Annotated in this window: 21 protein-coding genes and 1 tRNA gene; 4 read left to right on the plus strand and 18 right to left on the minus strand. The window is 55.5% G+C overall.

Annotated features, from left to right (window positions below):
- Window positions 1-85 precede the first annotated feature (85 nt).
- Both CAP31_RS06265 and CAP31_RS06270 read right to left on the minus strand, forming a co-directional pair.
- A complete protein-coding gene (locus CAP31_RS06265) occupies window positions 86-613 on the minus strand; it encodes a hypothetical protein (RefSeq protein ID WP_087446749.1) in 528 nt (175 codons plus the stop codon).
- 237 nt (window positions 614-850) lie between these two features.
- Window positions 851-926 (minus strand) — tRNA-Asn (locus CAP31_RS06270).
- Between the two features lie 120 nt (window positions 927-1,046).
- On the opposite strand from CAP31_RS06270, the gene pgl reads away from it, so the two are divergent.
- A complete protein-coding gene (gene pgl, locus CAP31_RS06275; RefSeq protein ID WP_223247397.1) occupies window positions 1,047-1,745 on the plus strand; it encodes a 6-phosphogluconolactonase in 699 nt (232 codons plus the stop codon).
- A complete protein-coding gene (locus CAP31_RS06280; protein WP_087446751.1) occupies window positions 1,742-3,169 on the plus strand; it encodes a DUF4139 domain-containing protein in 1,428 nt (475 codons plus the stop codon). The genes pgl and CAP31_RS06280 overlap by 4 nt, the downstream gene beginning before the upstream one ends.
- Before the next feature lie 2 nt (window positions 3,170-3,171).
- Here the strand turns inward: CAP31_RS06280 and CAP31_RS06285 are convergent, their stop codons facing one another.
- The 11 genes from CAP31_RS06285 to pdhA form a co-directional block, all read right to left on the minus strand.
- A complete protein-coding gene (locus CAP31_RS06285; RefSeq protein ID WP_087446752.1) occupies window positions 3,172-3,858 on the minus strand; it encodes an electron transport complex subunit E in 687 nt (228 codons plus the stop codon).
- A complete protein-coding gene (gene rsxG, locus CAP31_RS06290) occupies window positions 3,855-4,493 on the minus strand; it encodes an electron transport complex subunit RsxG (RefSeq protein ID WP_087446753.1) in 639 nt (212 codons plus the stop codon). Before rsxG ends, CAP31_RS06285 begins: the two co-directional genes overlap by 4 nt.
- Window positions 4,490-5,518, minus strand: coding sequence for an electron transport complex subunit RsxD (gene rsxD, locus CAP31_RS06295; RefSeq protein ID WP_087446754.1), 1,029 nt, complete (start codon window positions 5,516-5,518; stop codon window positions 4,490-4,492). The genes rsxG and rsxD overlap by 4 nt, the downstream gene beginning before the upstream one ends.
- A gap of 7 nt (window positions 5,519-5,525) precedes the next feature.
- Window positions 5,526-7,085 carry an electron transport complex subunit RsxC gene (rsxC, locus tag CAP31_RS06300; protein WP_087446755.1) on the minus strand — a complete coding sequence of 520 codons (1,560 nt, stop codon included), beginning with the start codon at window positions 7,083-7,085 and terminating at the stop codon, window positions 5,526-5,528.
- Window positions 7,082-7,633: an electron transport complex subunit RsxB gene (gene rsxB / locus CAP31_RS06305; protein WP_087446756.1), complete on the minus strand. Its 552-nt coding sequence runs from the start codon at window positions 7,631-7,633 to the stop codon at window positions 7,082-7,084. Before rsxB ends, rsxC begins: the two co-directional genes overlap by 4 nt.
- On the minus strand, window positions 7,634-8,209 hold the full coding sequence (gene rsxA / locus CAP31_RS06310) for an electron transport complex subunit RsxA (protein ID WP_087448292.1): 576 nt from the start codon (window positions 8,207-8,209) through the stop codon (window positions 7,634-7,636).
- Window positions 8,210-8,305: 96 nt separating this feature from the next.
- Window positions 8,306-10,087: a transglycosylase domain-containing protein gene (locus tag CAP31_RS06315; RefSeq protein WP_087446757.1), complete on the minus strand. Its 1,782-nt coding sequence runs from the start codon at window positions 10,085-10,087 to the stop codon at window positions 8,306-8,308.
- On the minus strand, window positions 10,066-11,076 hold the full coding sequence (locus CAP31_RS06320; RefSeq protein ID WP_087446758.1) for a quinone-dependent dihydroorotate dehydrogenase: 1,011 nt from the start codon (window positions 11,074-11,076) through the stop codon (window positions 10,066-10,068). The genes CAP31_RS06315 and CAP31_RS06320 overlap by 22 nt, the downstream gene beginning before the upstream one ends.
- Window positions 11,077-11,162: 86 nt before the next feature.
- Window positions 11,163-14,105, minus strand: coding sequence for an FAD-dependent oxidoreductase (locus tag CAP31_RS06325; protein WP_087446759.1), 2,943 nt, complete (start codon window positions 14,103-14,105; stop codon window positions 11,163-11,165).
- Between the two features lie 75 nt (window positions 14,106-14,180).
- Window positions 14,181-15,164 (minus strand): alpha-ketoacid dehydrogenase subunit beta, encoded by a 984-nt coding sequence (locus CAP31_RS06330; RefSeq protein WP_087446760.1) that lies wholly within the window; start codon window positions 15,162-15,164, stop codon window positions 14,181-14,183.
- Between the two features lie 63 nt (window positions 15,165-15,227).
- Window positions 15,228-16,187, minus strand: a complete 960-nt coding sequence (gene pdhA / locus CAP31_RS06335; protein WP_087446761.1) for a pyruvate dehydrogenase (acetyl-transferring) E1 component subunit alpha — start codon at window positions 16,185-16,187, stop codon at window positions 15,228-15,230.
- Window positions 16,188-16,329: 142 nt separating this feature from the next.
- On the opposite strand from pdhA, the gene CAP31_RS06340 reads away from it, so the two are divergent.
- Window positions 16,330-17,814 (plus strand): leucyl aminopeptidase family protein, encoded by a 1,485-nt coding sequence (locus tag CAP31_RS06340; protein ID WP_087446762.1) that lies wholly within the window; start codon window positions 16,330-16,332, stop codon window positions 17,812-17,814.
- Window positions 17,815-17,879: 65 nt separating this feature from the next.
- A complete protein-coding gene (aroC, locus tag CAP31_RS06345) occupies window positions 17,880-18,980 on the plus strand; it encodes a chorismate synthase (protein ID WP_087446763.1) in 1,101 nt (366 codons plus the stop codon).
- A gap of 22 nt (window positions 18,981-19,002) precedes the next feature.
- On the opposite strand, the gene pelG is transcribed toward aroC, so the two are convergent.
- The 5 genes from pelG to CAP31_RS06370 are packed head-to-tail and all read right to left on the minus strand — an operon-like array spanning window position 19,003 to window position 24,709.
- Complete coding sequence (gene pelG, locus CAP31_RS06350; RefSeq protein WP_087446764.1) at window positions 19,003-20,376, minus strand: exopolysaccharide Pel transporter PelG; 1,374 nt, start codon at window positions 20,374-20,376, stop codon at window positions 19,003-19,005.
- The gene (gene pelF / locus CAP31_RS06355; protein WP_087446765.1) at window positions 20,376-21,881 is read right to left on the minus strand and encodes a GT4 family glycosyltransferase PelF; all 1,506 of its coding nucleotides are present in this window, start codon (window positions 21,879-21,881) and stop codon (window positions 20,376-20,378) included. Before pelF ends, pelG begins: the two co-directional genes overlap by 1 nt.
- Window positions 21,878-22,879, minus strand: coding sequence for a hypothetical protein (locus tag CAP31_RS06360; RefSeq protein WP_087446766.1), 1,002 nt, complete (start codon window positions 22,877-22,879; stop codon window positions 21,878-21,880). Before CAP31_RS06360 ends, pelF begins: the two co-directional genes overlap by 4 nt.
- Entirely contained in the window at window positions 22,866-24,194 is a 1,329-nt protein-coding gene (locus CAP31_RS06365; RefSeq protein ID WP_157662679.1) for a PelD GGDEF domain-containing protein, read from the minus strand. The genes CAP31_RS06360 and CAP31_RS06365 overlap by 14 nt, the downstream gene beginning before the upstream one ends.
- Window positions 24,191-24,709: a penicillin-binding protein activator LpoB gene (locus CAP31_RS06370; protein WP_087446768.1), complete on the minus strand. Its 519-nt coding sequence runs from the start codon at window positions 24,707-24,709 to the stop codon at window positions 24,191-24,193. Before CAP31_RS06370 ends, CAP31_RS06365 begins: the two co-directional genes overlap by 4 nt.
- Window positions 24,710-24,720: the final 11 nt, after the last annotated feature.

Here is a 24,720-nt window from a genome sequence, read left to right on the forward strand (position 1 = left end):
AAGCGTTGCCATGTTTCGGCGTAAAAAAACCCCACCGGGTAAGGGTGGGTTTATGGGGCAGAACTCGGTCAGGTTTCAGTATAGTTCACTGACTCGCTGCACGCATCCGGTCCAGCTTCTCGACAACAGCCTGATAAAGATCATGGTCGGCATCGGCGTTGTTGCGATCCGGATGGTGAGCGCTACGGATTTTTTTCAGCGCAGTCGCATCGTCGGGCAGGTCATGTACCTTGGTCACCCGGTCACCGTTTTTGACCATCTCGCGTTGAAGTTCAGCCTCTGCGCCTTCGCGTGTGTCATATAATTTCTTGCTGCCAAGACGCCAGCCATCCTGGTTCTTGCGCGGGGATTGATTTTTCTTGCCATCAAACCATATCCATCTGCCAGTCTCAGGATCCAGGTCGAAATTAACAGTGATGATGTCGTAGGTGTGGACAGGCGGCTTGAGGTCTTTGGAAAACAGATTGATCGTGTTGCCGACAGTGCCCACGTCAGTGAGGTAATACGCGCCTGCCTCATGAGGGCAGAACGCGCTGCTGGACGTTGGTACCGGCTTGCTGCCATTCATTTCAGCCATGCGGCTGGCTGCCGCTCGGCGTTGTGCGTTGGTCATTGGTATTACTCCTTGTATTGGTTGGAACCCACTGGGATCACCCCTCTCCGAAGGGATCACTCGCTGGACTCGCTAAACAGAAAACCCATGATGCTGGCCTGGCAGCTATAATATGCACAAGTCTGTCATGATTGGGTGATAGATTCGGCTGATATTGACGGCGATTAAATTAGGAAACAAGTGGTATCTTTGAGGGAAAATAAAAAAGCCCTGCATTTCTGCAAGGCTTTATCTATCTGGCTCCCCGACCTGGACTCGAACCAGGGACCTGCGGATTAACAGTCCGTCGCTCTACCGACTGAGCTATCAGGGAATTGCGTTGCGAGGTGTGTTCCGCAACGAGGTGAGATTATGCCAAGTATCGGCCTTGCGGTCAAGATTGAATATGTAAAAAATGTTAATCTGTCCCTGTTGGAGTATGGCGGAGAATGCGATGGATAATAATGGTTGTCCGGGATCGACACGCTGGCATGTGACCGATAAGGTAGTGGATGAGGCTTTGCGTTTCGTGGATCGGGTTGCCAGACAGGCCTTGGCCGGACGCGGTGCGTTCCATCTGGTGCTGGCCGGTGGGACGACTCCCCGTGCATTGTATGAACGGATGTCATCGCTGCAAACGGATTGGTCGCGCTGGCATATCTGGTTTGGCGATGAACGCTGTCTGCCAGCGGCAGACGAAGCGCGCAATAGCCGAATGGCGTATGTCGCCTGGCTGCAGGATAGTGCGATTCCATCTGCACAGATCCATGCGATGCAGGCGGATCTGGGGCCGGAGGCTGGGGCAGCGGATTATGCCGCGCAATTACGGGATGCAGGCACATTCGATCTGGTGCTGTTGGGGCTGGGTGAGGATGGCCATACTGCGAGCCTGTTTCCGGGGCAGGGCAACGAGTATGCTGTTGCCGACGTGGTGGCGGTCAGGAATGCGCCCAAGCCGCCAGCGGACCGGATCAGCCTGAGCGCACGCCGGCTGAGTGATGCACAGCATGTCCTGTTCATGGTGACGGGCAAGGGCAAACGTGATGCGGTGGGTGCATGGCGGCGGGGTGAATCGATTCCTGCTGCCGCAGTCTGCCCGGCTGCGGGTGTGGATGTGCTGGTGGAACCGGTGTGTATGGAGGCGTCGTTATGAGCAGGAAATGGTTGGGATTAGGGCTAATGCTGTGGGTCGTGGGTGCCAATGCGGCGATGCCAGTGGAGGAAACGACGACGCTGGCGGATCAACGCGCATTGGCGTTGACGATTTATAACGATGATCTGGCATTGGTCAAGGAGCAGCGCAGGGTGAATCTGCCGGCGGGCACGAGCCGGCTGGCATGGCGCGACGTTTCTGCGCGCATCCGTCCGGAGACGGCCTTGCTGCGCAGCTTGAATGAGGCGAACGGCTTGCGCCTGCTGGAGCAGAATTTTGATTTCGACGTACTGACTCCGCAAAAGTTGCTGGAGAAAAATGTAGGTAATACCGTCACGGTGATTAAGACCAATCCGGCAACCGGGATGGAAGTCCGTGAGACGGCGACAGTGCTGGCGGCGAATGACGGCGTGGTGCTGAAATTCGCTGACCGCATCGAAACCGGCGTGCCCGGGCGACTGGCATTCGCCGCGGTACCGGATAATCTGCGTGACCGTCCGACGCTGGTGATGACGCTAGCCAACGCCAGGTCTGGCGTGCCCGATCTGGAATTGTCCTATCTGACAGGCGGATTGTCATGGCGGGCGGATTATGTGGCGGAGCTGTCTGCCAATGAAGACAAGCTGGATATCAACGCCTGGGTGACCTTAACCAATCAGAGCGGCGTTAGCTATCCCAATGCCAGATTGCAGTTTGTGGCCGGCGATGTGAATCGGGTGCGTGAAGATTTGCGTCCGGGGATGGCGGCGCGTGGCGGGGTGGTGATGGCGAAGGCAGCCGAGGCGCCGATGGCGCAGGAAAATCTGTTCGAATACCATTTATACAGCCTCGGTCGAACCACGACGCTAGCCGATCAGCAGACCAAGCAGGTCGCCTTGTTATCCGCCTTGCAGGTTCCTGTTAGAAAATCGCTGGAATTGCGCGGCGCCGAATATTATTACCAAGGCAGTTATGGTGACTTGGGGAAAAAACTCAAGGCTGGGGTATTTATTGAATTTGATAACAAAGGCGCCGGTCTGGGGGTACCCTTACCCAAAGGGGTGATGCGCGTTTACAAGAGGGACGGTGCCGGGAATGCGCAGTTTGTCGGCGAGGATGGACTGGATCACACAGCCAGGAATGATACGGTGCGCCTGAAACTGGGCGATGCGTTTGATGTTTATGCAGACAAGAAGCAAACCGATTTTCAGAAAATCAGCGGCGGGCGCAATTACACCTTCGAATCCGCATATCAGATCACTTTGCACAATGCCAAGTCCGAGGCGGTAATGGTGAAAGTGTACGAACCTATTCCCGGTGACTGGCAGATAATCAATGCGTCGGCGACGCACAGCAAAGCTGCTGCCGGTATGGCACTATGGCAACTGCGTATCCCTGCGGAAAGCAGTACGGTGCTGACTTATCGCGTGCGCGTGAAGCTGTAGGGTTAAGCCGTGACGCCCGGCGCGGCGGTCAGGATCGGAGCATGCACGATGTTGCGTTCCGAGCGCTGCACCCACCAGTTGCGCAGGGCGATCAGCAGGCCGAGGCCGAGGAATGCACCCGGCGGCAGGATGGCGATTAAAAATCCGTTGTAGTCGGGAATGACATGGATAACCCATGCTTTGGCAGCAGTGCCGAAAGCCAGATCGATTCCGGACAATAAAGTGCCTTTGCCGACGAGTTCGCGTAATGCGCCAAGCAGGGTGAGCACCAAGGTGATGCCCAGGCCCATCATGAAGCCATCGAGCATCGCTGGGAATACCGGGTTCTTGGCGGCAAACGCTTCTGTGCGCGCCAGTACGATGCAATTGGTGACGATGAGCGGAACAAAGATGCCGAGTACCAGATACAGCGGATGGATAAACGCGTTCATGGCCATGTCGATGACGGTGACCAGTGCGGCGATGATCAGGATGAAGACAGGAATACGAATCTCGTGTGATACCCAGTCGCGTATCGCGGAAACGGCGCCATTGCTGAACGCCATTACCAGCGTGGTGGCGATGCCGAGGCCGATGGCGTTGACCATGTTATTGCTGATCGCCAACAGCGGGCATAGCCCGAGCAATTGCACGACGCCTGGATTCTGCTTCCACAAGCCATTGATAATGATGTCGCGGTACTGGTTCATGATTTGGTCCCTGCATTGACTGCAAATAATTGCTCGCGATGCAACGCGATATATTTTAACGCATGATGGACTGCCTTGATGACAGCGCGCGGGGTAATGGTCGCACCCGCCATGTAGTCGAATTGGCCACCGTCTTTCTTGACTTTCCAGCCGCTGTCATCGGGGTTTTCCAGCGATTTGCCATCGAACAGGCGGATCCAGTTGCTTTTGGCGAGCTCGATATAATCGCCCAGTCCTGGCGTTTCCTTGTGCGATACCACGCGCACGCCGGAAATTTTGCCATCGAGGGTCACGCCTATGAGCAGATTGATTTTACCACTGTAACCATCGGGAGCGGTGGCTTCAAGTACCACTGCGACAGGCGCCCCATCCTGGCGGGCCTGCCAGGCCAGACTTGGGGCTTCAGTACCTAACAAGGGGTCGGCCTGGAGCGTAATCTGATTGCTGAGCAGATCGTTATTGAAACTATGCGGTGGCAATGTCTCGGCGACGAGTTTACGGCGCGCGTTGTCTTCGTTATGCTGGATTCCCTGATGGGTAATGCTATAAGTAAAGGCCAGGATGCCGGTGAAAACAACGGTAAAGGCCAGCAGGATTCCGGCAGCGCGGGATGCCGTTCTCGCCATCGTTTTCATGGTTTGCTGCCTTTATGTCCATAAACGGGTGGCTGGGTATAAGCATCGATCAGCGGTACGGTGATATTCATCAGCAGGACGGCAAAGGCGATGCCGTCCGGGTAACCGCCCAGTGCGCGAATCAGGTAGGTTAACAGGCCGATACCTGCGCCAAAGATAAGCTTGCCTTTGGGGGTAGTGGCGCCGGACACCGGGTCGGTGGCAATGAAAAAGGCGCCTAGCATTGCGCCGCCCGTGGCAAGGTGAAACCAGGGTGTCGCGTAGTGCTGGGGATTGACGAGATGGAAAATGCCGGCGATCAAAGCCAGTGCGCCCAGGAAAGCAACCGGAATATGCCAGGTAATGATGCGGGTCAGCCATAGATAGATACCGCCCACCAGAAACAGCAGGGCGACGATTTCGCCGCCCTGGCCGCCGATACTGCCGAATATCGGCATCTGGCTGATTTGGTCTACGCTGCGATGCAATTGCAATTGGGTACGCAGTGTATCCAGCGGCGTGGCAGTGCTGATGGCGTCGAGCTTCCAGCCGTCGGGCAGGGTGCCGCCGAGTATGTATTGAAAGGTGTTCATTAATCCCAAGTGCTCGCCAGCCAGCGAGTAAGGCGCTGCCCAGTGCGTCATTTGCACCGGGAAGGAAATGATGAGTACCGCATAACCCACCATGGCCGGATTAAACAGGTTGTTGCCCAAACCGCCATATAGATGTTTGGCAACGACAATGGCAAAGAATGTTCCGACTACGACCAGCCACCAGGGGGCGATGGATGGAATCGATAATGCCAGCAGCCAGGCGGTGACCAGTGCGCTGCCGTCCATGAGGAAGGGTTTGGCCGGTAGGCCGCGCATTTTTACTGCGATGGTTTCCAGCGCAAGTGCGGTTACGCTCGCAATCGTTATGCTGATCAGGATCGCGGGCCCGAAGTACCAGACATAGGCGGCGATTGCCGGGACCAGCGCCAGCATTACCTTGAGCATGATGATGGAAACGCTGGTTTTTTCGTTGATATATGGAGATGAGAGCATATTTTGATTATTCTGTGGAAGCGGCTGTATCGCTTTCGGCTTTGGCAGCCTTGGCGCGTTCAATGGCGGCTTGTATCGCTGCTTTCTTGGCGGCAGCGGCTGGATCATCATCCGTTGCACTGTCGGCGGCCGGTTTGAGGGCAGCTTTCTGCGCCAGTTTTTCAGCGCGTTCCTGTTTTTCACGCCCGATCCGCGCCAGTCTGGTTTCATGGCGGTCGCGCGCATGGTCGGCGGCCTGCTGTTCTTTTTCCCTGGCGGAGATTTCGCTCTTGGCGTAGCGGTAATATTGCACCAGCGGAATGTGGCTGGGACAGACATAACTGCAGCAGCCGCATTCTATGCAGTCGAATAGCTGGTATTTCTGGGCGCGGTCGAAATCCTTGCTGCGCGCGAACCAGAATAATTCCTGCGGTTGCAGATCCGCCGGACAGGCGTCGGCGCAGCGCGTGCAGCGTATGCACGGCATGGCTGGCGGTGGCGGCGGGAACAGTTTGGCGGATTTGACCAGTATGCAATTGGTCGCCTTGACCACTGGCACATCGATCTGAGCAAGCTCAATTCCCATCATCGGGCCGCCCATCAGATAACCGCTCACCGGGTCGGCGCTGTTGCCGCTCAGCGCCACCAGCTCCTGGATCGGGGTGCCGATCAGGACTTCAAAATTCTGCGCCTGGGCGACATTTCCTGTTACCGTGACAATGCGCGATATCAGCGGTTCGCCATGGTTAACGGCACGGTGAATGGCGAGTGCGGTACCGACATTGAACGTCGCCACACCCACATCGGTAGAACGTCCGCCGGAGGGAACTTCCTTGCCGGTCAGGGTCTTGATCATCTGTTTGGCGCCGCCACCGGGGTAGAGGGTGGGGATGGTGATGATCTCTACCGGAAAGTCGCATCGCGCGGCTGCACGTTGCATCGCGGCAATGGCTTGCGGTTTGTTGTCTTCGATGCCGACCAGTACGGTTTCCGCGCGCAGCATGAAGCGCATGATGGCCGCGCCTTGCAGGATTTCTTCCGCGCGCTCGCGCATGGTCATGTCGTCGCAGGTGATCCAGGGTTCGCATTCGCCGCCATTGAGAAGCAGGGTTTGAACTTTTTGCGGTACCCCGGGATTGAGCTTGATAAACGTCGGGAACACCGCGCCGCCCAGGCCGGCTATTCCCATATCCCGCAAACGGTTGCGCAGTGCGCTGGCGTTCAGATTGCGGTAATCGATCGGCTTGCGTTCGATCCATTGATCCTGGCCATCGGGAGCGATATGGATGCAGATATCGCTCAGGCCGGACGGGTGAGGAATCGGATGCGGCGCTACTGCAGTCACTGTGCCGGATGTCGAGGCATGGGCGGCAACGGAAATATAACCGTCTGCCTCAGCGATAATTTGCCCTTTCAGGACCCGGTCTCCCACATTCACGCACGGCTTTGCAGGCTGCCCGATATGCTGACGCACCGGAACGATGACATGGCTGGGCATGGAGGCGATAGCAATAGGGTGCTGCGTGGAGACCTGCTTGTTTTCTTCGGGATGCACGCCGCCGTGGAATGAATGGATCCGATGACTCATGGTACTGGCCTCAATTCAATCACCGGGTATTTCCATTTCCATGTAGTCACATTCTCCGTTAATGGCTGCATGCTGATGCAATCGACAGGACATGGGGCGATGCACAATTCGCAGCCCGTGCACTCGTTGGCGATGACTGTGTGCATCTGCTTGGCAGCGCCCAGAATGGCATCTACCGGACATGCCTGAATGCATAAGGTGCAGCCGATGCAGACGGCTTCATCGATGACGGCAACCGATTTCGGTTTCGGCTCGCCATGTTCTGCATTCAGGGGCTTGAATTCGACGCCGAGAAGGTCGGCGAGCTTGCGTATGCCATCCTCGCCGCCGGGCGGGCACTGGTTGATATCGGCAGTGCCCGCGGCAATGGCTTCTGCGTAAGGCTTGCAGCCGGGAAAGCTGCATTGACCGCACTGGGTCTGCGGCAGGATGGCGTCGATTTTTTCGACGATAGGGTCTTCCTGAACCTTGAACTTGACCGCGGCATATCCCAAAGCGGCGCCCAGGAATATCGCCAGGCCCGACATTACTAAAATGGCAGATAGCACTTATTTCACCATTCCGGCAAAGCCCATAAACGCCAGGCTCATTAATCCTGCCGTGATCATCGCAATACTGGTACCGCGGAATGCCGCCGGGATGTCGGCGCCGTCCAGGCGTTCGCGCAATCCGGCAAATAGGATCAGCACCATGGAGAAACCGACGGCGCCGCCGAAACCGAAAAACAGGGACTGTACGAAGTTATGCTGGGCCTGGACATTGAGCAGGGGAATGCCCAATACGGCGCAATTGGTGGTGATTAACGGCAAATAAATACCCAGTACGCGGAACAGGACGGGGCTGGTTTTGCGCACAAACATTTCGGTGAAACCGACTATGCCGGCTATGACGACGATAAATGACAAGGTGCGCAAATAGCTTAAATCCGGACCAAGCAGGTACTCGTTGATCAGATAGCTGGAGCCTGAGCCCAGTGTTAGCACAAAAGTGGTTGCTGCGCCCATGCCCACAGCGGTTTCCAGACTTTTGGAGACACCCATGAATGGGCATAACCCAAGTATTTTCGCCATGATGATGTTGTTGACGAAAACGGTGCCGACCAAAATCAATAAATAGCTCTGGATATCCATAATGTGAGTGTCAATGCAAGAGGTGGAATTATCCGTTGCTTAGCGCTAATTTTCAACCATGCTGCAGGAATAGTTACCTATCCTGAAATTTTAATGATAAGACACTGACGTCAGGCTGACGATATTGTTCGGGGAGTTGTGCAGAGGGTGGAGAAAAGACCGTATGCTCTGTGCCCGGCAGGAATAATTCCAGCCTGGGCGCTTCGACAGGGGGATGAAGTGCACATTGCGGATAACCAGATTGCTGGGCACTTGCGGCGCACGGGCAGGATGCAGGTGGATAATTTCGTGGGTAATGCGCTGCCACGCATCTATCATGTCCGTTGGATCAGTATCATCCATCCACAATGCGATTGTGTAGTTGGCGGTGAATCCGACAGCGTACTGAGCATTGGTGTTTAGTGCATAATAATCATTGGCATTAATATTGATTTCAGGGTTTCTGGAATCCAGAGGCTGACCGGTCATGATATTGCTTATGATTGCAGCGACTTTTGCCGGCATCACGCGCTGGGATTTGTTAAGACCGGCTACATGAAAACTGGCTGGGCGGTACAGTCCATTATCGACGATTGCCTGATACGCATTGGCAATGGTGAGCAAGGTATTGGATTCATCAGCGGGATGCAGGCCCAGCAGACGTAAACGTTCGCCGTAATCAGCTCTCGGCAACATGTTCAGTACACGCAATGCGGGCGCCTTGAGTCCGGCATGCAGTGCGGTGCGGACACTGACCCATGCATGGACAGGCGTGTTCATCATGTAATCGGGGTAGGTTGCATCGGTTGCGATTGGTAGTGCTGTGTTGTCCAGTAGCGTTGCTGCAGTTAACAGTTTTTGTTCTATCGCCAGCCCGTATATGAATGGCTGTAACAGCGAGTCGACAGGATGTGCGGTGATGATGTTGTTAACATTATTACCTACGTTGACGTAAGCGAGAATTTCCGCGGTGTTGTTGTCGAGGACGACTGCGGCTGCCGATGTGGCCATGGGATTTTTTTGTAAATCGGACAAGACCGTGTTTTGCAACTGGGCATCGAGACTGGATACGATGCGTTGTCCCGGCGTGTGCAGTAATTGTTTTGCCGCTTCAGGGGCAATCGCAACGGCAAATGTCACCTTGGGTTGGGCATGCAGCTGGCGCAGGCTCAGGGCGGTAATATCTGCGCAATCGGGGCGGGGCGGATGCAATCGCGCGGCAACGCCGCAAGCACGTTCAGCCACAATGCCCGGTTTGGCGTTGGGTCCGCGTAACAGTGCGGCGAGTATGCTTGCCTCGCTGGCGTTGAGAGCCGATGGTGTTTTGTTAAATAATGCCGATGTGGCCGCGTTGATGCCATACAGGTTGGAGCGGAAATCGACCAGATTCAAGTAGGCTTCCAGTATTTGTGGTTTGCTCCAGTGTCTTTCCAGCTGCCGGGCTGCGCGGATTTGTTCCCATTTCTGCTTATAGGTGCGCCCACCAGCACTCCACGTGAGGGTAGGGTCTAACAGCCCCGCGAGTTGCATGGTCAGCGTGGACGCTCCGCGGTGGGTGTTGTGCACCAGGTTTTCCCATGCAGCGCCAGCCATTGCCCGCCAATCGACGCCCTCGTGCTGGAAGAAACGACGATCTTCCGACACCAGCAGGGCATCTTGTATTGCCGGGGATAAATCTTGCAGGGTTACCCAGGGTAAACGCTGAATGCTGCGGTCAAGCTGCAATGTTTGTAATGTTTCGCCGTTGCGGTCGAGTAATGTCGCATAGCTCGAGTGGTGCTGAGCGCGCACTTTCTGGAAACTCGGCAAAGCTGCGGCATGAACATGGCTGCTGATCAGGAGGGTCTGCAGTAATAGAAGACGGCCGGATGCTATTTTAATGCTTGCACGCATTCGCGGATGAGGGCAGGGCCACGATAAATCAGCCCGGTATAGATTTGAATCAGGTCTGCGCCGGCATTTATTTTTTCCTGCGCATGTTGTCCGTGCATGATGCCGCCTACACCGATGATGGGCACTTCGCCCGCCAGCATGTTGGCCAGTCTGGTAACGATCCGTGTTGCGGTGAGTCGAATGGGGGTGCCGGATAAGCCTCCGGTTTCGTTGCCGTGTGCGAATTTGCTTACACCGCGTCGGGACAAAGTGGTATTGGTAGCGATGACGGCGTCGAAACGGTGCTGCTTGAGCTGTTGCGCAATATCGGCAAGCTGTTCGTCATTCAGATCGGGGGCGATTTTAAGCGCTATCGGCACGTAGCGGCCATGCTGGTTGGCGAGTCGCGTTTGTTCGGCTTTGAGTTTGCCGAGCAAGTCGGACAGTGCGTCGGCTGATTGCAAATCGCGTAGATTCTTGGTGTTGGGTGAGGAAATGTTGACTGTCACATAACTGGCGTAGGGATAGACTGCGGTCAGGCAAGTTAAATAATCCTCTGCGGCCCGCTCTATCGGCGTATCGAAGTTCTTGCCGATATTGATGCCGAGAACGCCCCTGTAGCTTGCGTTTTTCACATTGCGGATGAGCTGTTCTACGCCGTCATTATTGAAACCCATGCGGTTGATGATGGCTTGGGCTTCGGGAATGCGGAACAATCGCGGTTTAGGGTTGCCGGGCTGAGGACGCGGGGTAACGGTACCTATTTCGATAAAACCGAAACCAAGTGCGGCAAGTGCGTCGATATAGGCGCCGTTTTTGTCCAGCCCGGCAGCCAGACCGACTGCATTCGGAAAGTGGATACCCATTATTTCCACGGGTTTGCCTGCATGAGGGCGCGCAATGAGCGGAATCAATCCGAGCTTGTATGCGGTATTTAATGCGGCCAGACCAGCGTGGTGTGCTTTCTCGGCATCGAGTTGAAAAAACAGGGGGCGAAGTAATGAGTACATTGGCGTATTCTAGCTGATGACCGTCAAAATAAAAATCGCCATGATGACATGGCGATTTTCAGGGTTGCAACAAACACTGTTATTTCTTATTTTTTGGCAGTACGCCGCAGGCGTGACAATAAACGCCGTGCCAATTCGCCGAACAACTCGGTTTGAGTCGGGTGCGGGTGTATCGCTTGCGCCACCTGTTTCAATGTCATGCCTGCCGAAACCATCATCACAGCTTCGCCGATCAGGGTATCGGTGTGCTCGGTGAGGAAGTGCACGCCGATGATTTTGCTGGTGGCCTTATCGGCAACCAGCTTGATCATGCCATGCGTCTCGCCGGTAATCATGGCCTTGGCATCTATGCTCATCGGCATTTTGGCCTCAACCGCATCGATGCCGCGTGCCTTGGCCTGTGCGGTGGAAAGCCCGACAAAACCGGCTTGCGGACGGCTGAAGGTCACGCCGCAATCCAGATCCTGATTGTACTGATGGTCTTCACCGAGCAGATTGCTGGCTGCAACACGCCCCTGAGTGGCTGCGGTATGGGCCAGCATGTAACCGCCAATGACATCGCCGACAGCATAAATGTGCGGCACGCTGCTGCGACCCCGGTTATCAACCTTGATGGCTGCGCCATCGAGCTGTACGCCGGCGGATGCCAGATTGAGTTTGCTGGTGTCCGGGCGCTTGCCTGTGGCCATCAGCACATAATCGCAGGCAAATTGCTGTGCATTGCCGTCGCTGTCCGCGTAGGCAACATTCATCGCACCGGCATTGCCGCTGATCTGGCTGATCTTGGCGCTGGTGACTACGCTGAATTCCTGCTTCAGAATGTCCACCAGTTGCTTGGCGATTTCGTCTTCCACTTCGGCCAGGATACGGTCTTTGGCTTCAAGCATGAGGATTTCGGTACCGAAATCACGGAAGATTTGCGCCATTTCCACCCCGATGACACCGCCGCCGATGATTGCCATTTTTTTCGGCGGTGCAGGCAGGTTCCAGATGGTGTCGGAAGTGATTACGCCGCCATTGGACAGACTGTCCATGGCGCCGGGGATAGGCGGTACGAAAGGCGGGGCGCCGGTCGCAATCACCGCAGCGCCGAAACGCAGCGTATAGGCGTCGCCTTGCGGTGGCTGAACGCGTATGGTGTGCTCGTCGACGAAGGATGCAAAACCTTCGCGTACGTCGATTTTGACGCCTTTGTCGGTTTTCAGCGCAAGCTCGCCACGTGTTTGCAAAATGGTCTTGCGATGCTGTTCCAGCGTGGCCCAGTCGAGCTTGGCCTGATTGGTGCCGGTGACGCCTTTCTCGGCATCGTGCGCGCGATCGCGGATCAGATCGGCGCCATGGCGCCACGCTTTGGACGGGATGCAGCCACGCCACAGGCATTCGCCGCCAGGCAGGGGCGCATTGTTGATCATGGCGACTTTGACGCCATGTTCGATCAGGTCGCGGGCGCAATCTTCTCCGCCGGGACCGCCGCCAATGACGATGACCGGGAAGTCCCAGTCGCCTTCGGGAATGGGCGAAGCGGCAGCGACATCCATCCAGCTTTCAGGCTGCTCGATGATTTTCTTGAGGTCGGCCAGATAAGCGGCAACGTGCGCGCCATTGACCACGCGATGGTCTGCTGTGATGTTGACTGGCATGCCGTCGGCGCCGGTCGCGGCAATCGCCATGATCGCGGCAATGCCTGGGGTCGGGATGGCGGTGAAATGCGTTACTCCGAACATGCCCATGTTGGAGATGGTGAAGGTCGGGTTGGCATATTCTGCGGGTGCCAGTTTGCGTGCGCGTGCGCGCGGCATGAGGTCTGACCAGGCGGCTTGCAGTTCTTCCAGCGATTTCTGTTCGATGCCATGCAATATGGGCACGACCAGACCGCCGCCATCCGCCGCTACGGCAATGCCGAAGTTATGTTCGCTGCGCTCGACGATCTTGTCCACCGGCTGATAACAATTGTTCAGGGTCGGGTGCTTGAGCATCGCCATCGAGCAGGCTTTGGCAATGGCCACGGTAACCGATACTTTGCGGGCCTTGGCTGCGGCTATGAGTTTTTCCGGCTTGATGTTGAATGTGACATCGAATGTCGGCAGGGTCAGCGCGGCGGTCATGGAATGGGCAACAGCTTTTTCCATGGAAGTCATTGGGCGGCCGGTGCCGGGCACTTCTACTTGCGGCAAGGAATGCGCAACTTCTTTCATGCTCGGGCGTGCCTGAGCTACGTCCTGGGCAACGATGACGCCATTGGGTCCTGTGCCGCTCAGGCTGCTTAAGGTGACACCCATCTGTCCGGCTATCTTGCGTGCATAAGGACTGGCCTGGCGCCCGCTCGGACGCGGCGCAGGCGCTGCACCGGGATGACTGACCGGGAGGGCGGCAACGGGCGCGGCAGCCGAAATAACCGATTTGTCTTTCTGGTGATGCGCTTCGACTACTTTATGGGAGCTCGACAGCGTGACTTCGGTGTCGTTGACCTGTGCGGCATCACTGACGATGAACGCCATAGGATGAGCGACTTGTATGGTGCTGCCTGTACCAGCGAGCGGGCCGGACAAAAAACCTTCCTGGAAAACTTCGACGTCCATGATGGCTTTGTCGGTTTCGACAGTGGCGACGATATCGCCGCGCTTGATCACGTCACCAATCTGCTTTTCCCAGGTGACCACGATGCCTTCGGTCATGGTGTCGGAAAGCTGCGGCATGACGATAGCAATGCCAGCGTGATGCGGGATCATCTCGGTTGGTGCGATATCGGTAACGACTTCATCGCTGGCAATGTTCAAATCGCCCAAGGTGTCGGTAATGTAACCCATGGCTCCGGCGACCGGCACTGTCGCGCCGATTTCGCTAAGCGGGCCGGCAAGATAGCCGGCCTTGAAAACTTCGACATCCATGATGGCTTTATCGGTTTCGACGGTCGCGACGATATCGCCGCGTTCGACTCTATCGCCGATTTGTTTTTCCCACGTAACCACAACGCCTTCGGTCATGGTGTCGGAGAGTTGTGGCATGGTAATGACGTAATGTGCAGACATGCTTGGTTCCTTGAATCGTGGCCGCCAGGCAGATGTTATGCTTCCTGGCGGGTACGTTTGAGACAGTCGAAGAGGTCAGGCTTTACCAAATAGCTTGAGTACAGCATTGACCACGTCTTCGTGATCAGGTATCGCCGCCATTTCCAATTTGTGGTTGTACGGCTGGGGTACCAATGCGGAGTGTACGCGTACAGGGGCCGCATCCAGGTCGAAAAAGCATTCTTCATTGAGGATGGCGATGACTTCCGAACCAACGCCAACCGGCGCTTCATCTTCTTCGGCAATCACTGCGCGATGGGTTTTGCAGACTGATTTCTTGATGCCGGCGCGGTCCAGCGGCGCCAGCGAGTACAGATCCACGACTTCTGCGGAGATGCCGTATTGTTTATCCAGAATCTCGGCGGCTTTCAGACACCAGTGCACGGAGATGTTGTAGCCGAACAGGGTGACGTCGTTACCGCTGCGGGCGATTTCGGAGCCTTCCAGCGGATGGAAGTATTCTTCATCAGGCACTTCGCCCTTCATGTTGTACATGAGTTCGTGCTCGTTGATGAACACGGGGTCGTCGCTACGGATGGCCGATTTCAACAGGCCGTAAGCCTGCTTGGGGTTGGATGGCGTGACTACGCGCAATCCGGCGATACCCATGAATACCTTTTCCATGCGGGCAGAGTGCTGAGCGCCAAGCTGGTGGGCAGTGCCGCCTGCGGAACGGAACACGCATGGGGCAGTAAGCTGTCCGCCGGACATGTAGCGTACTTTGGCTGCGGAGTTGAACATCTGATCCATTGCCAGCCAGGCGAAATTGACCGACATGATTTCAATGATGGGACGGATACCTAAAAATGATGCACCGATACCGAGGCCGGTATAACCGCCTTCGGAAATAGGAGTGTCCATGACGCGTTTTTCGCCGTATTTCTCATACAGGCCTTTGGTGGCTTTATATGTACCGCCAGCCACGCCGATGTCTTCACCCATACAGATAACGAGTGGATCGCGCGCCATTTCTTCGTCATGTGCGCGCTGGATTGCTTCCCAATACATTATTTCAGCCATGCTTTATTCCTTTAATTCTTAATCCGTTTAGGCGACAGCGCAGGATGACCATCGCCATTGCGTTTATGCCAACACGTATTTTTCCAGATCGGTAACGTTAGGTTCGGGGGATTCTTCGGCGAATTTGATGACTTCGCTTTCAATGTAGTCGTCAGTCGATTTCTCGATCTGGGTAAATTCATCCATGGTCAATGCGCCGGCACTAATCAGACGGTCGCGCAGGATGTTGAGCGGGTCGCGCTGTTTCCACTCTTCTTCTTCTTCGCGGCTACGATAGCCGCGGGAATCCGACATCGAGTGTCCGCGGTAACGATAGGTCATCAATTCGAGGAAATAGGGGCCTTTGCCGCTGCGAACGTAATCGACCGCGGTTTTGGCATGGGCGTAGACCACGTCAATGTCTTGTCCGTCGCACTGGGCAGCTTCGATGTTATAGGCGCAGGCGCGCTTGAACTGATCAAGTACGGCGGTGGAGCGGTGGATTGCGGTGCCGATGCCGTACTGGTTGTTTTCGCAAACGAATAGAACAGGCAGGTTCCACACCTTGGCCATGTTCAGGGTTTCATGGAATACACCCTGGTTGTTGGCGGCGTCACCGAGGAAGCAGATAGCGATTTCGTCACCGCCTTTGAGCTGGATGCCCTTGGCGATGCCGGCAGCGAGCGGGAAGGGACCGCCAACCAGCGCATAACCGCCCATGAAGCGATGGGCGACGTCGAAAATGTGCATGGAACCGCCGCGGCCTTTGGAGCACCCGGTTTCCTTGCCGTAGAGCTCGGCCATAACCACTTTGGGGTCGGTACCGCATTTGATGGCATGGACGTGATCGCGATAGCCGGTGATCACGTAGTCGTGACCGGGGCGAGCGGCTTCCATTACGCCGTTACAGCAGGCTTCCTGACCGGGATAGAGGTGGAGAAAGCCACCAATCTTGCGTTCAATATAAGCCTGATAGCAGCGTTCTTCAAAGCGGCGATGCAGCACCATTTCGCGCAACACGCGCTTTTTGTCGTCCAATGTCATTGTGTGTCTTCCTTGCAAAAACCAGAATTTAAGATAGCGCAAACTCTGCTATTATCTGACAAACACCGTGTCAGGTCAAAGAAACCGCGAAAAATAGCTCGGTCCCTGGCGGCTTCATTTCTAATATATTGATGGTGATGACATGCTAGCTAAATTGATAGAAAGCGGAAAACAGATAACGGAAGCCCAGCTGGACAAGAATCGCCATGCCCTGGTTATCATCCCCAGTGCAAATGCTTTACCGCGCGAAACGGATTTGCCGAACTTGGCGCGCGTGACTGCCGGACTGAGCCGTCGACAGCAGAAAGTGGCGGAACTGGCTAAAACCCCGTTGGGGATAGAAACCAAGCAGGGCGGGTTAATGGTCTGGGTGATGCTGGATACCAAGGACTCCATTTTCGATCAGCAGACTGCGTTGCGGCGTGCGTTGGCCATGCTGCTGGCCGAATCGCCCGAAGAGATTGCCATTGCCGTCAGCGGCGATGAGGCTTTTCGTATGCATGCCGCGCGGCAGGCTGTGTATGTCGCCTGGGTCAACGGCGCGCAACTGCCGACAGCAAAAACCAAAAATCCGGCCAAATCATTGCAGAAATTGCGCCTGTTCGGTTATGAATCAGTCGATGGCTATGCGGCAGAGCAGGCCATCGCCGCCGGTAACTGGCTATGCCGCAATTTGACCAACATCCCGCCGAACCAGCTTACCCCCGCCTTGTATCGCGAACGCATTGCGCAACTGGCCAAAACGCATGGCTGGAAGCATACCGAATACGACATGAAGAAACTGCGCAAGCTCGGTGCCGGGGCATTTGTGGCCGTGGCTCAGGGCAGTGTCGACGACGATGCGGCCATTGTGCATTTGCGCCGCCGTCATCCGGATGCGCGACAGACTGTCGCGCTGGTGGGCAAGGGCATCTGCTTTGATACCGGCGGCCATAACCTCAAACCTGCCCGCTACATGCAGGGGATGCATGAAGATATGAACGGTTCGGCTGTCGCATTGGGGATACTGGTTGCAGCAACTTCGCTCGATCTGCCGGTCAATCTGGATGTGTGGCTGGCGATCGCGCAGAACCATATCAGCCCTGCAGCCTACAAGCAGAACGATGTGGTGACCGCGCTGAACGGCACCACGATAGAAATCGTGCATACCGATGCCGAAGGGCGCATGGTGCTGGCTGATACGCTGACCCTGGCCGCGCGCGCCAAACCGGATGTGATGGTGGATTTCGCGACCTTGACCGGTAGCATGGCGACCGCATTGGGTGCCCGTTACAGCGGTATGCTGGGCAATCGCGACGAATTGCTGGAAACCGCGATTGCCGCTGGCAAAGCGAGCGGCGAACGGCTGTGCGCGTTCCCGATGGATGCCGATTACGAATCCGCACTGGATTCGAAAATCGCCGATATCAAGCAATGCACACTGGAAGGCGGCGCGGATCATATCCTCGCTGCACGTTTCCTCAACCGTTTCGTGGATGATACTCCCTGGCTGCATATCGATTTGTCATCAAGCAATTGTCCGGACGGATTGGGAGCCGTAGGGACCGATGTGACAGGCTTCGGCGTGGCCTGGGGTGTGAAATGGCTGCAGGCTAATCTGGACAGCAGCGCCGAATTGGCGCTTTAAGCGCGATTATTGCGTTTATCGGTTAAAATGACAGGATTTCCTGTTCATACTTAAAGAGTAAGCCCATGTCTGGTAGCAGTATAGGTAGTTTGTTTTGCGTGACTTCGTTTGGCGAGTCGCACGGTGCGGCGATCGGTTGCGTAGTGGATGGCTGTCCGCCGGGAATGGCGTTATCGGCTGAGGATATCCAGATCGAGCTGGACAGACGCAAGCCGGGCACCTCCCGTCACGTCACCCAACGCCGCGAATCGGACACGGTGGAAATCCTGTCCGGCGTATTCGAAGGCAAGACGACGGGTGCACCCATCGCGCTGCTGATACGCAATGAAGATCAGCGCAGCAAGGATTATGGCAATATCGCAGATACGTTCCGTCCGGGACATGCGGATTACACTTACTGGCATAAATACGGCATTCGCGACTACCGTGGCGGCGGCCGTTCATCGGCACGCGAGACGGCAGTGCGGGTTGCGGCTGGCGCGATTGCACGCAAATGGTTGCATGAACGTTATGGCGTGGTGATACGCGGTTATATGGCGCAGCTGGGGCCTATCGTCGTGCCGTTCAAATCATGGGATGTCGTCAACGACAATCCGTTTTTTGTGGCGGATGCCGAGAGCGTGCCGGCATTGGAAGAATATATGGATCAGCTGCGCAAATCAGGGGATTCCATCGGTGCAAAGATCACGGTGGTGGCCGAGAATGTGCCGGTGGGCTGGGGCGAACCGGTGTATGACCGGCTCGATGCGGATCTGGCGCATGCGCTGATGAGCATTAACGCGGTCAAAGGCGTGGAAATCGGCGCTGGTTTTGATTCGGTGACGCAAAAAGGTACCGAACATGGCGATGAACTGACACCCGACGGCTTTCTGTCCAATCATGCCGGTGGCGTGCTGGGTGGCATTTCAACCGGGCAGGACATCGTTGCCAGTATCGCGATCAAGCCTACTTCCAGCATTCGTCTGCCACGCCGCTCGATCGACAAGCAAGGCAGCCCCACGCTGGTGGAAACACATGGCCGTCATGATCCCTGCGTCGGCATCCGCGCTACGCCGATCGCCGAAGCCATGCTGGCGATCGTGCTGATCGATCACGCGTTGCGTCATCGCGCGCAGTGTGCTGATGTGCAGGTGGACACGCCGCGCATTCCGGGCAAGGTCGCTTAGCCGCTTAACAATTACGAGGTCTTTATTTTTGCAGCATGAAGGTCTCGTATTCCAGTATCGCCATCTTGCGGTCCAGCCAATACAGGCCGACCACCACGGTGATCAGCAGCGACACGGCGAAACCATAGCCATACCAGTTGGCGCCGAGATGGATGCTGAGCAGACTGAATGCCAGATTCAGTCCGGCGAACAATCCGGTCAGGATCAGCGCGATAAAACGCTTGTCCAGATAAAACAGCACGTTCATGATTCCCAGGAATACCACCTGCAATCCTGCGGCGACCACATCGACGTACAGCAACGAAATATAGTACTGCGATATCCCTATCATCTCTAGTAAAGTCGGCGCGGCAACGAACACGATCAGTACCGCCATGGACTGAATCTTGATGATTTCAAAAATCCCCTGGCGCGCGGTTTCCACCATTTCATCCCGCATTTCCTCTATGTAATCCAGCGTGCCGCCGTCCCGTACCGCGTCGTAAAATTTTTGGTAATATTCAACGAAATCCGTTTCCATTCGCACCAGAAATACCGCCATGCCAGGGATAATGGACAGATAGGCGAGGAAAATAGGCAGATCGTAAATCAGCGAGGCGTGAAACATGCCGATCACAGGCTTGCCGGTGGTGGCGGTGTACCAGAAGATATATTTGTCTATCCATACTCCCAGATTGAAGAAAAAGCCTGTCCATATCAATGACGCGAACATGCGCTTTTTCCTCAGAAAATCAAATTCGATAAAACGATTCGAAGGATAGGAGCGTATGATCAGCAGCATCATGCCGCTGAACAGGGTGAAGTGGCCGAGCAGAACGCCGCTCAACAATCCGTTGAGGCCTGCAGCGCGCAGCAGAATGGCAGCGATGACAGCAATGCCATAGCCCAAGGTATATAGCACCAGAATAGCCTTGTAGTTCTTCATGCCGGACAGAAAGATCGTGGCTATCCAGATATTGCATAGCACGACAAAATTCGCAATCAGCAGAATGTGATAAATCGCATCCTGCCTGGGGAATGCGAACAGGGCCAGTGCCATGCCCAGCAGGCCGGATACCAGAGTCGTGATGAAAATGGCGCCGATAAAGTTCGGCAGAATCGCATTCGTGTCTTTTTCAAATAGCCGGTCGGCGATATAGCGGGTGAAACCCAGTTGCAGAAAGCCGGTAAGAATCAGGCTCATTGCGATCAGATGCGTCACCGTGACCTGGAACTGGGTGATCAGCACGTGGGGTAATACGACACCCAGACTCAATAAACCGATGATGAGCACGCCGAGGATGGACAGTACCCATGGCCCGGAGCCGATGATGCCGGCATAGGTGTAGGCGCTCAGCATGGACAGGTAACTGTCGCGGCGCAGGATTTTCCTGATTTCGAAGCCGATGCCAGCCATTATTTTATCCCGAGTGCCTGTTGATAAACTTGCCTGAACTCATCAAACATCAATGTCTGCGTGTAATAGCGCTCTACTCGGGCGATAGCGGTGTTGCGTGCCGGGAACCAGTTCTCCGGACGCAACAGTTCGATGGCAGCCGCTGCCATCGCCTGCGGGTCGGCGATGCGCACCACCGCACCGGAGGCGCCCAACGCCTGGTCTTCCGGAGTCAGGCCATAAATCAACTGGCGGCATGAACCGACATCGGTGGTCAATGCCGGTACGCCGGCGGCATAACCCTCCAGCAAAACCAGCGGCAGGGCTTCGCTGATGGAGGACAGCACGACCAGCCCGACCTTTTCCAGCACGACTTCGACTTTCTGAAATCCCAGGAATTTGACCTGGTCGGTCAATCCCAGACTGGCAACCAGATTGCGGCATTCTTCGGCATAGCCGGGATCTTCGTCTTCCGGGCCGGCAATCCAGCCTTCGGCTTCGGGGACGCGATTGACCACGCTACGCATCATGCGGATAAAAGTCTTGACGTCCTTGATCGAAACTACACGCCCGATCAGGCATAAAATAGGCGGCGGCATTTCCGGGCGCCTGGCCCGTACCGGCTGGAAGCGCGCCAGATCGATGCCGTTGGGTATCACGCGGGTACGTTCGGCAGGCGCGCCATCGGTAATCTGGCGCTGGCGATTGGCCTCATATAATGCGGTAATGATATCGGCATGGTGATAGCACAGCCGTCCCAACGAGGTATAGAAACGCATCCACAATTCGCGGAAATAGCTGACCTCTGTGGGGTCTTTTTCAAAGATGTTGCGATTGTCGCGTATCCATGCACTTTGATATAAATCGATCTTGCGTTCTTTGGTATAAATGCCATGTTCGGACAGGATAAGCGGCTTGCCGGTATAAATTTTCAACAGACTGCCGAGGAAACCGGCGTAACCCGTTGAAATCGTATGAAAAGCTTTAACCGGAATGAGATTGGCAGCGATTTTCGCCATTACCCAGATGGGTTCGTGCATCGCGCGTACCGTCCAGAAATAATCAATAAAGGAAGGATCGGTACAGTACTCCTGATAGTTTTGGGTAATGAAATTCCATGCCTGCTGGCTATACAGGAAGAATTCTTCGTCGATGCCGCCCTGATGCAGCAGTTTTGCCAATTGCGCAAACGCGCAGACAGTATCCTCCTGACTATGCCGGAACGCCTGATGCAGTTTGGCTACCTGTTCGATAATAGCAGGGTCACCAGCTTGGGCGCGTACCAACGGTGGGGTATGCGTCCCATGCAGGTAATGCGCTTCGACGTGGACCACATTGTCGGGGAAGGCATATTTCACTTCGCCATAATCTTGCGGGCGGCTGCCGAGGAATATGACGGCGAAGCGGTATTCCGGATACGCTCGGATCATTTGATTGATCCAGCTCGATACGCCGCCGCTGACGTACGGGAACGTGCCCTCCAGCAATAATGCGATATCGGCTTCTTTGGCGGTCGGAAAATTCATGCAGGCGTCCTTAACCAAAAGCGCTGAATGTTGGAAATTTGCGGGATCTGATTGTTAAACGGGATCAATTGCAGATGTTTGCGCATCGCCTGATAGTCGTGACGTTGGTACGCCAGCTCGGCCAGATAAGGCTGTATCCGTGTTACCGGCATACCCAAGCGGATCGCCTGATCGAAAGCGGCTTCGGCTTCCTGGTTCTTTTGCTGTTTGATCAGTATCTGGGCAAGCAGCACCCAGAGATCGCCATCCGATTTGATTTCGAGCGCTGCGCGAGTGTAGTGCTCGGCTTGTGTCAGCATGTAGGTCAGCATATCGCCTTCAGCCAAATGTTCATAGGCGAATGCCCAGTAGAGTTCGGCCAATTGTTTCTGATACAGCTGGCACAGATTGGATTGATGACAGGTTTCCAGCTTGATCAGCAGCTCATGAATCAGCGCATTCAGAGTCTTTTCGCGGTTATCCAGCATGCCGTAAGCGAGCAGACGCAAATCATCGGCTTCGTCTCCCAGCAATTCCTTGAGCATGGGCACCGAATAGCGGGCGGACATCGCATGAGCGGAGAGCAGCGCCTTGACCCGCACTTCCGTTGATAGGTTGGGATTGTTCAAGCGCGTGCGTATCGCACCTTCGCCCAATGAGTTGCGGATACCGGCGCTGCCCAGGGTGAATTCCGGCAGTTCGACATTGACAAACGGGTAATAAATGACGGTTTTGGAGAAAAAACGGGTAATCAGCACGACGGCGGTCATCGTAATAAACGAAAGTAACGGTACAAAGAACGCCAGCAGAAAAAACAATCCCAATACTGTCCATTTGGGCTGGCGGTACTGTGGGGGTAGAAATAGCAAAACCAGTTGAGCGATAATCGCGGATGCGGCGGCATGCAGCGTAATAAAACCCAGTAATTGCAACGGAACGTCAATATCCTGCGTTAATACCGCCAAAGCACTGCCTTCGAGGCTGACGCCGGCAAGGATGAGTTTATTACTGAGTAGCATGGCTATTCTCGGTCAGGGTCAGAATAAAATCATCCAGCTTTACGCTGATTTGATCCTGATCCAGAGTAGCGGAGCGGGTGTGTATGCCACTCTGGCCGGGGCGTGCACCGAAACGCTCAACGAAAATGCGTTCAATCCGGTCCAGATAACCACTGAGCGAGCTTTCACCGGCCAATGGCAGCAGCACCAGACAAATGCGCCAGTCGCCGCGTACCAGCGTCCACGTCTCATCCAGTCCGCGCACGGCATTGGCTATGGTTTTTAACTGCTCGATGCTTTCATGGTTGTTGGGGGCGGCGAAGCCAACCAGCATGCTGCTGATTTGCATGTCGCGCTGCAAGCGTCTCAAGGTATGTATGGCCTTGAAAAAATCAATCGGGCAATCCTTGAGCTGATCGGTGAGGAAGGCGGTAAATTCACTCGCCGCGATGGTGTCGGCATAATAACTGGTCAGCACGGCCAGGGTTTGCATGTTGTCCGTTTGCAAGGCAAAGAACGGCATTTTTTCGACCGCCATGATGGCAACGATGCGTCCATCGGCTGTTTCCGCAGGGACGGCGACCAGATAACGGCTGGGTAGCTCGGTCAGATTCTCTTCGGTGTTGATGTGCACCAGTTCGCCGCTGTTGAGGCAATGTCTGATGAGCGGGTCCTGTGCATCGATCGGGGTGAATGCGCCTATGCTCGCTGCCGGGATCGGGTTGATTTTGTTTTCGTTGACTGCATGCAGACCTGCGACGCTCAGGTTGCACTGGCGTACCACCAATGCCAGATACAGATCTGCTCCGGGCAAGTCCTGATCTGCCGGAAGGATACGGTTGAGCTCCTTCAAGCCTTCGCGCAGGCTGGCGGGACGGCCGATCAGATCCTGCTCCAGGCGGTCGTGCGAGAGGCTCAGCAAATACAGACGCCGGGTTAGCAGCTCCAGCCGCTGCTCGGTGTAGTGCTGCAGTTCTTCGATGCGCCGCGCGCGGGAGATCCATACACTGCTGAATTCCCCGCTGATCATTACCATCAGCGTGCCGCCGAGAAAAGTCGAGCGCGGGAAGAGCGTATAACCCAGCGTCTGGTCCGCAGCCCACAGCAACCAGCCGCCGAGAAAAATCAGTACTGATACCACGCCCATGAGCACGCCATAACGCAGTGCGATGAGAACTGGAGCCATCCATATCCATGGGAACACATGGGTATTGAGCGGGTCGCCCGGCAAGATACTGTATGACAAGAGAAACGCTCCCAGGCTCATGCCCAGCGTTTCACCCCATTGCCAGTATTGTTTCGTACCGCGCGGTAACAGATGCTGGTAAAGCTTCATTTCAGTTTGATGCTGCCGGTAAGGTCTTCGAGTAATTTTTGCGCGGTGGCACTGACTGCTTCGCGTCCCCAGCCGGTACGTGCGCCTGCTGCATCCCATACCACTTGCCGGGTTTGCAAATCGATGACCTTGATGGTGACGCCCACTGCGGGTTCGCCATCGACCCCGGTCTTGTATCGCCATTCATTGACCGTGCCTGTCACGGCGTAACGAGCGCCGGATTGCTGTGCCCAATTGATGGCAGCTTCGACGGTTTTGGCGTCAGCCGGCTCAAACAGGTTGTCCTGAGTCAGATTCGATGGATATTTCTCCAGATTCATGGCGCCTTTGACTCGTAATATAGTTTCGGTGATTGCTTCCATGCGTAAGCTGGCTTGCGGCGTTTCCGTATGGTTCTCCATCGGCAGCAGCGCCCATTTGGCATTCTTTTCCAGGGCAGGTGAACTGGTACGGTCGGTAACCGCGCATCCGGCCAGTAATAGCAATCCCAGGCAAGCAATAATCCAGCGTTTCATTTTTCTTCCTC

This window comes from Sulfuriferula sp. AH1 (genome assembly GCF_002162035.1).
Lineage (GTDB): Bacteria > Pseudomonadota > Gammaproteobacteria > Burkholderiales > Sulfuriferulaceae > Sulfuriferula.

Bases quoted from the DNA above. Each gene is read 5' to 3' on its own strand.
- CAP31_RS06325 (WP_087446759.1), bottom strand. From the start codon at position 14,105: ATGTCTGCACATTACGTCATTACCATGCCACAACTCTCCGACACCATG.
- rsxC (WP_087446755.1), bottom strand. From the start codon at position 7,085: ATGAGTCATCGGATCCATTCATTCCACGGCGGCGTGCATCCCGAAGAA.
- pelG (WP_087446764.1), bottom strand. From the start codon at position 20,376: ATGGCTGGCATCGGCTTCGAAATCAGGAAAATCCTGCGCCGCGACAGT.
- pgl (WP_223247397.1), top strand. From the start codon at position 1,047: ATGGATAATAATGGTTGTCCGGGATCGACACGCTGGCATGTGACCGAT.
- CAP31_RS06330 (WP_087446760.1), bottom strand. From the start codon at position 15,164: ATGGCTGAAATAATGTATTGGGAAGCAATCCAGCGCGCACATGACGAA.
- CAP31_RS06265 (WP_087446749.1), bottom strand. From the start codon at position 613: ATGACCAACGCACAACGCCGAGCGGCAGCCAGCCGCATGGCTGAAATG.
- pdhA (WP_087446761.1), bottom strand. From the start codon at position 16,187: ATGACATTGGACGACAAAAAGCGCGTGTTGCGCGAAATGGTGCTGCAT.
- CAP31_RS06320 (WP_087446758.1), bottom strand. From the start codon at position 11,076: ATGTACTCATTACTTCGCCCCCTGTTTTTTCAACTCGATGCCGAGAAA.
- rsxD (WP_087446754.1), bottom strand. From the start codon at position 5,518: ATGCTCTCATCTCCATATATCAACGAAAAAACCAGCGTTTCCATCATC.
- CAP31_RS06315 (WP_087446757.1), bottom strand. From the start codon at position 10,087: ATGCGTGCAAGCATTAAAATAGCATCCGGCCGTCTTCTATTACTGCAG.
- CAP31_RS06280 (WP_087446751.1), top strand. From the start codon at position 1,742: ATGAGCAGGAAATGGTTGGGATTAGGGCTAATGCTGTGGGTCGTGGGT.
- CAP31_RS06340 (WP_087446762.1), top strand. From the start codon at position 16,330: ATGCTAGCTAAATTGATAGAAAGCGGAAAACAGATAACGGAAGCCCAG.
- aroC (WP_087446763.1), top strand. From the start codon at position 17,880: ATGTCTGGTAGCAGTATAGGTAGTTTGTTTTGCGTGACTTCGTTTGGC.
- CAP31_RS06285 (WP_087446752.1), bottom strand. From the start codon at position 3,858: ATGAACCAGTACCGCGACATCATTATCAATGGCTTGTGGAAGCAGAAT.
- rsxG (WP_087446753.1), bottom strand. From the start codon at position 4,493: ATGAAAACGATGGCGAGAACGGCATCCCGCGCTGCCGGAATCCTGCTG.
- pelF (WP_087446765.1), bottom strand. From the start codon at position 21,881: ATGAATTTTCCGACCGCCAAAGAAGCCGATATCGCATTATTGCTGGAG.
- CAP31_RS06370 (WP_087446768.1), bottom strand. From the start codon at position 24,709: ATGAAACGCTGGATTATTGCTTGCCTGGGATTGCTATTACTGGCCGGA.
- CAP31_RS06360 (WP_087446766.1), bottom strand. From the start codon at position 22,879: ATGCTACTCAGTAATAAACTCATCCTTGCCGGCGTCAGCCTCGAAGGC.
- CAP31_RS06365 (WP_157662679.1), bottom strand. From the start codon at position 24,194: ATGAAGCTTTACCAGCATCTGTTACCGCGCGGTACGAAACAATACTGG.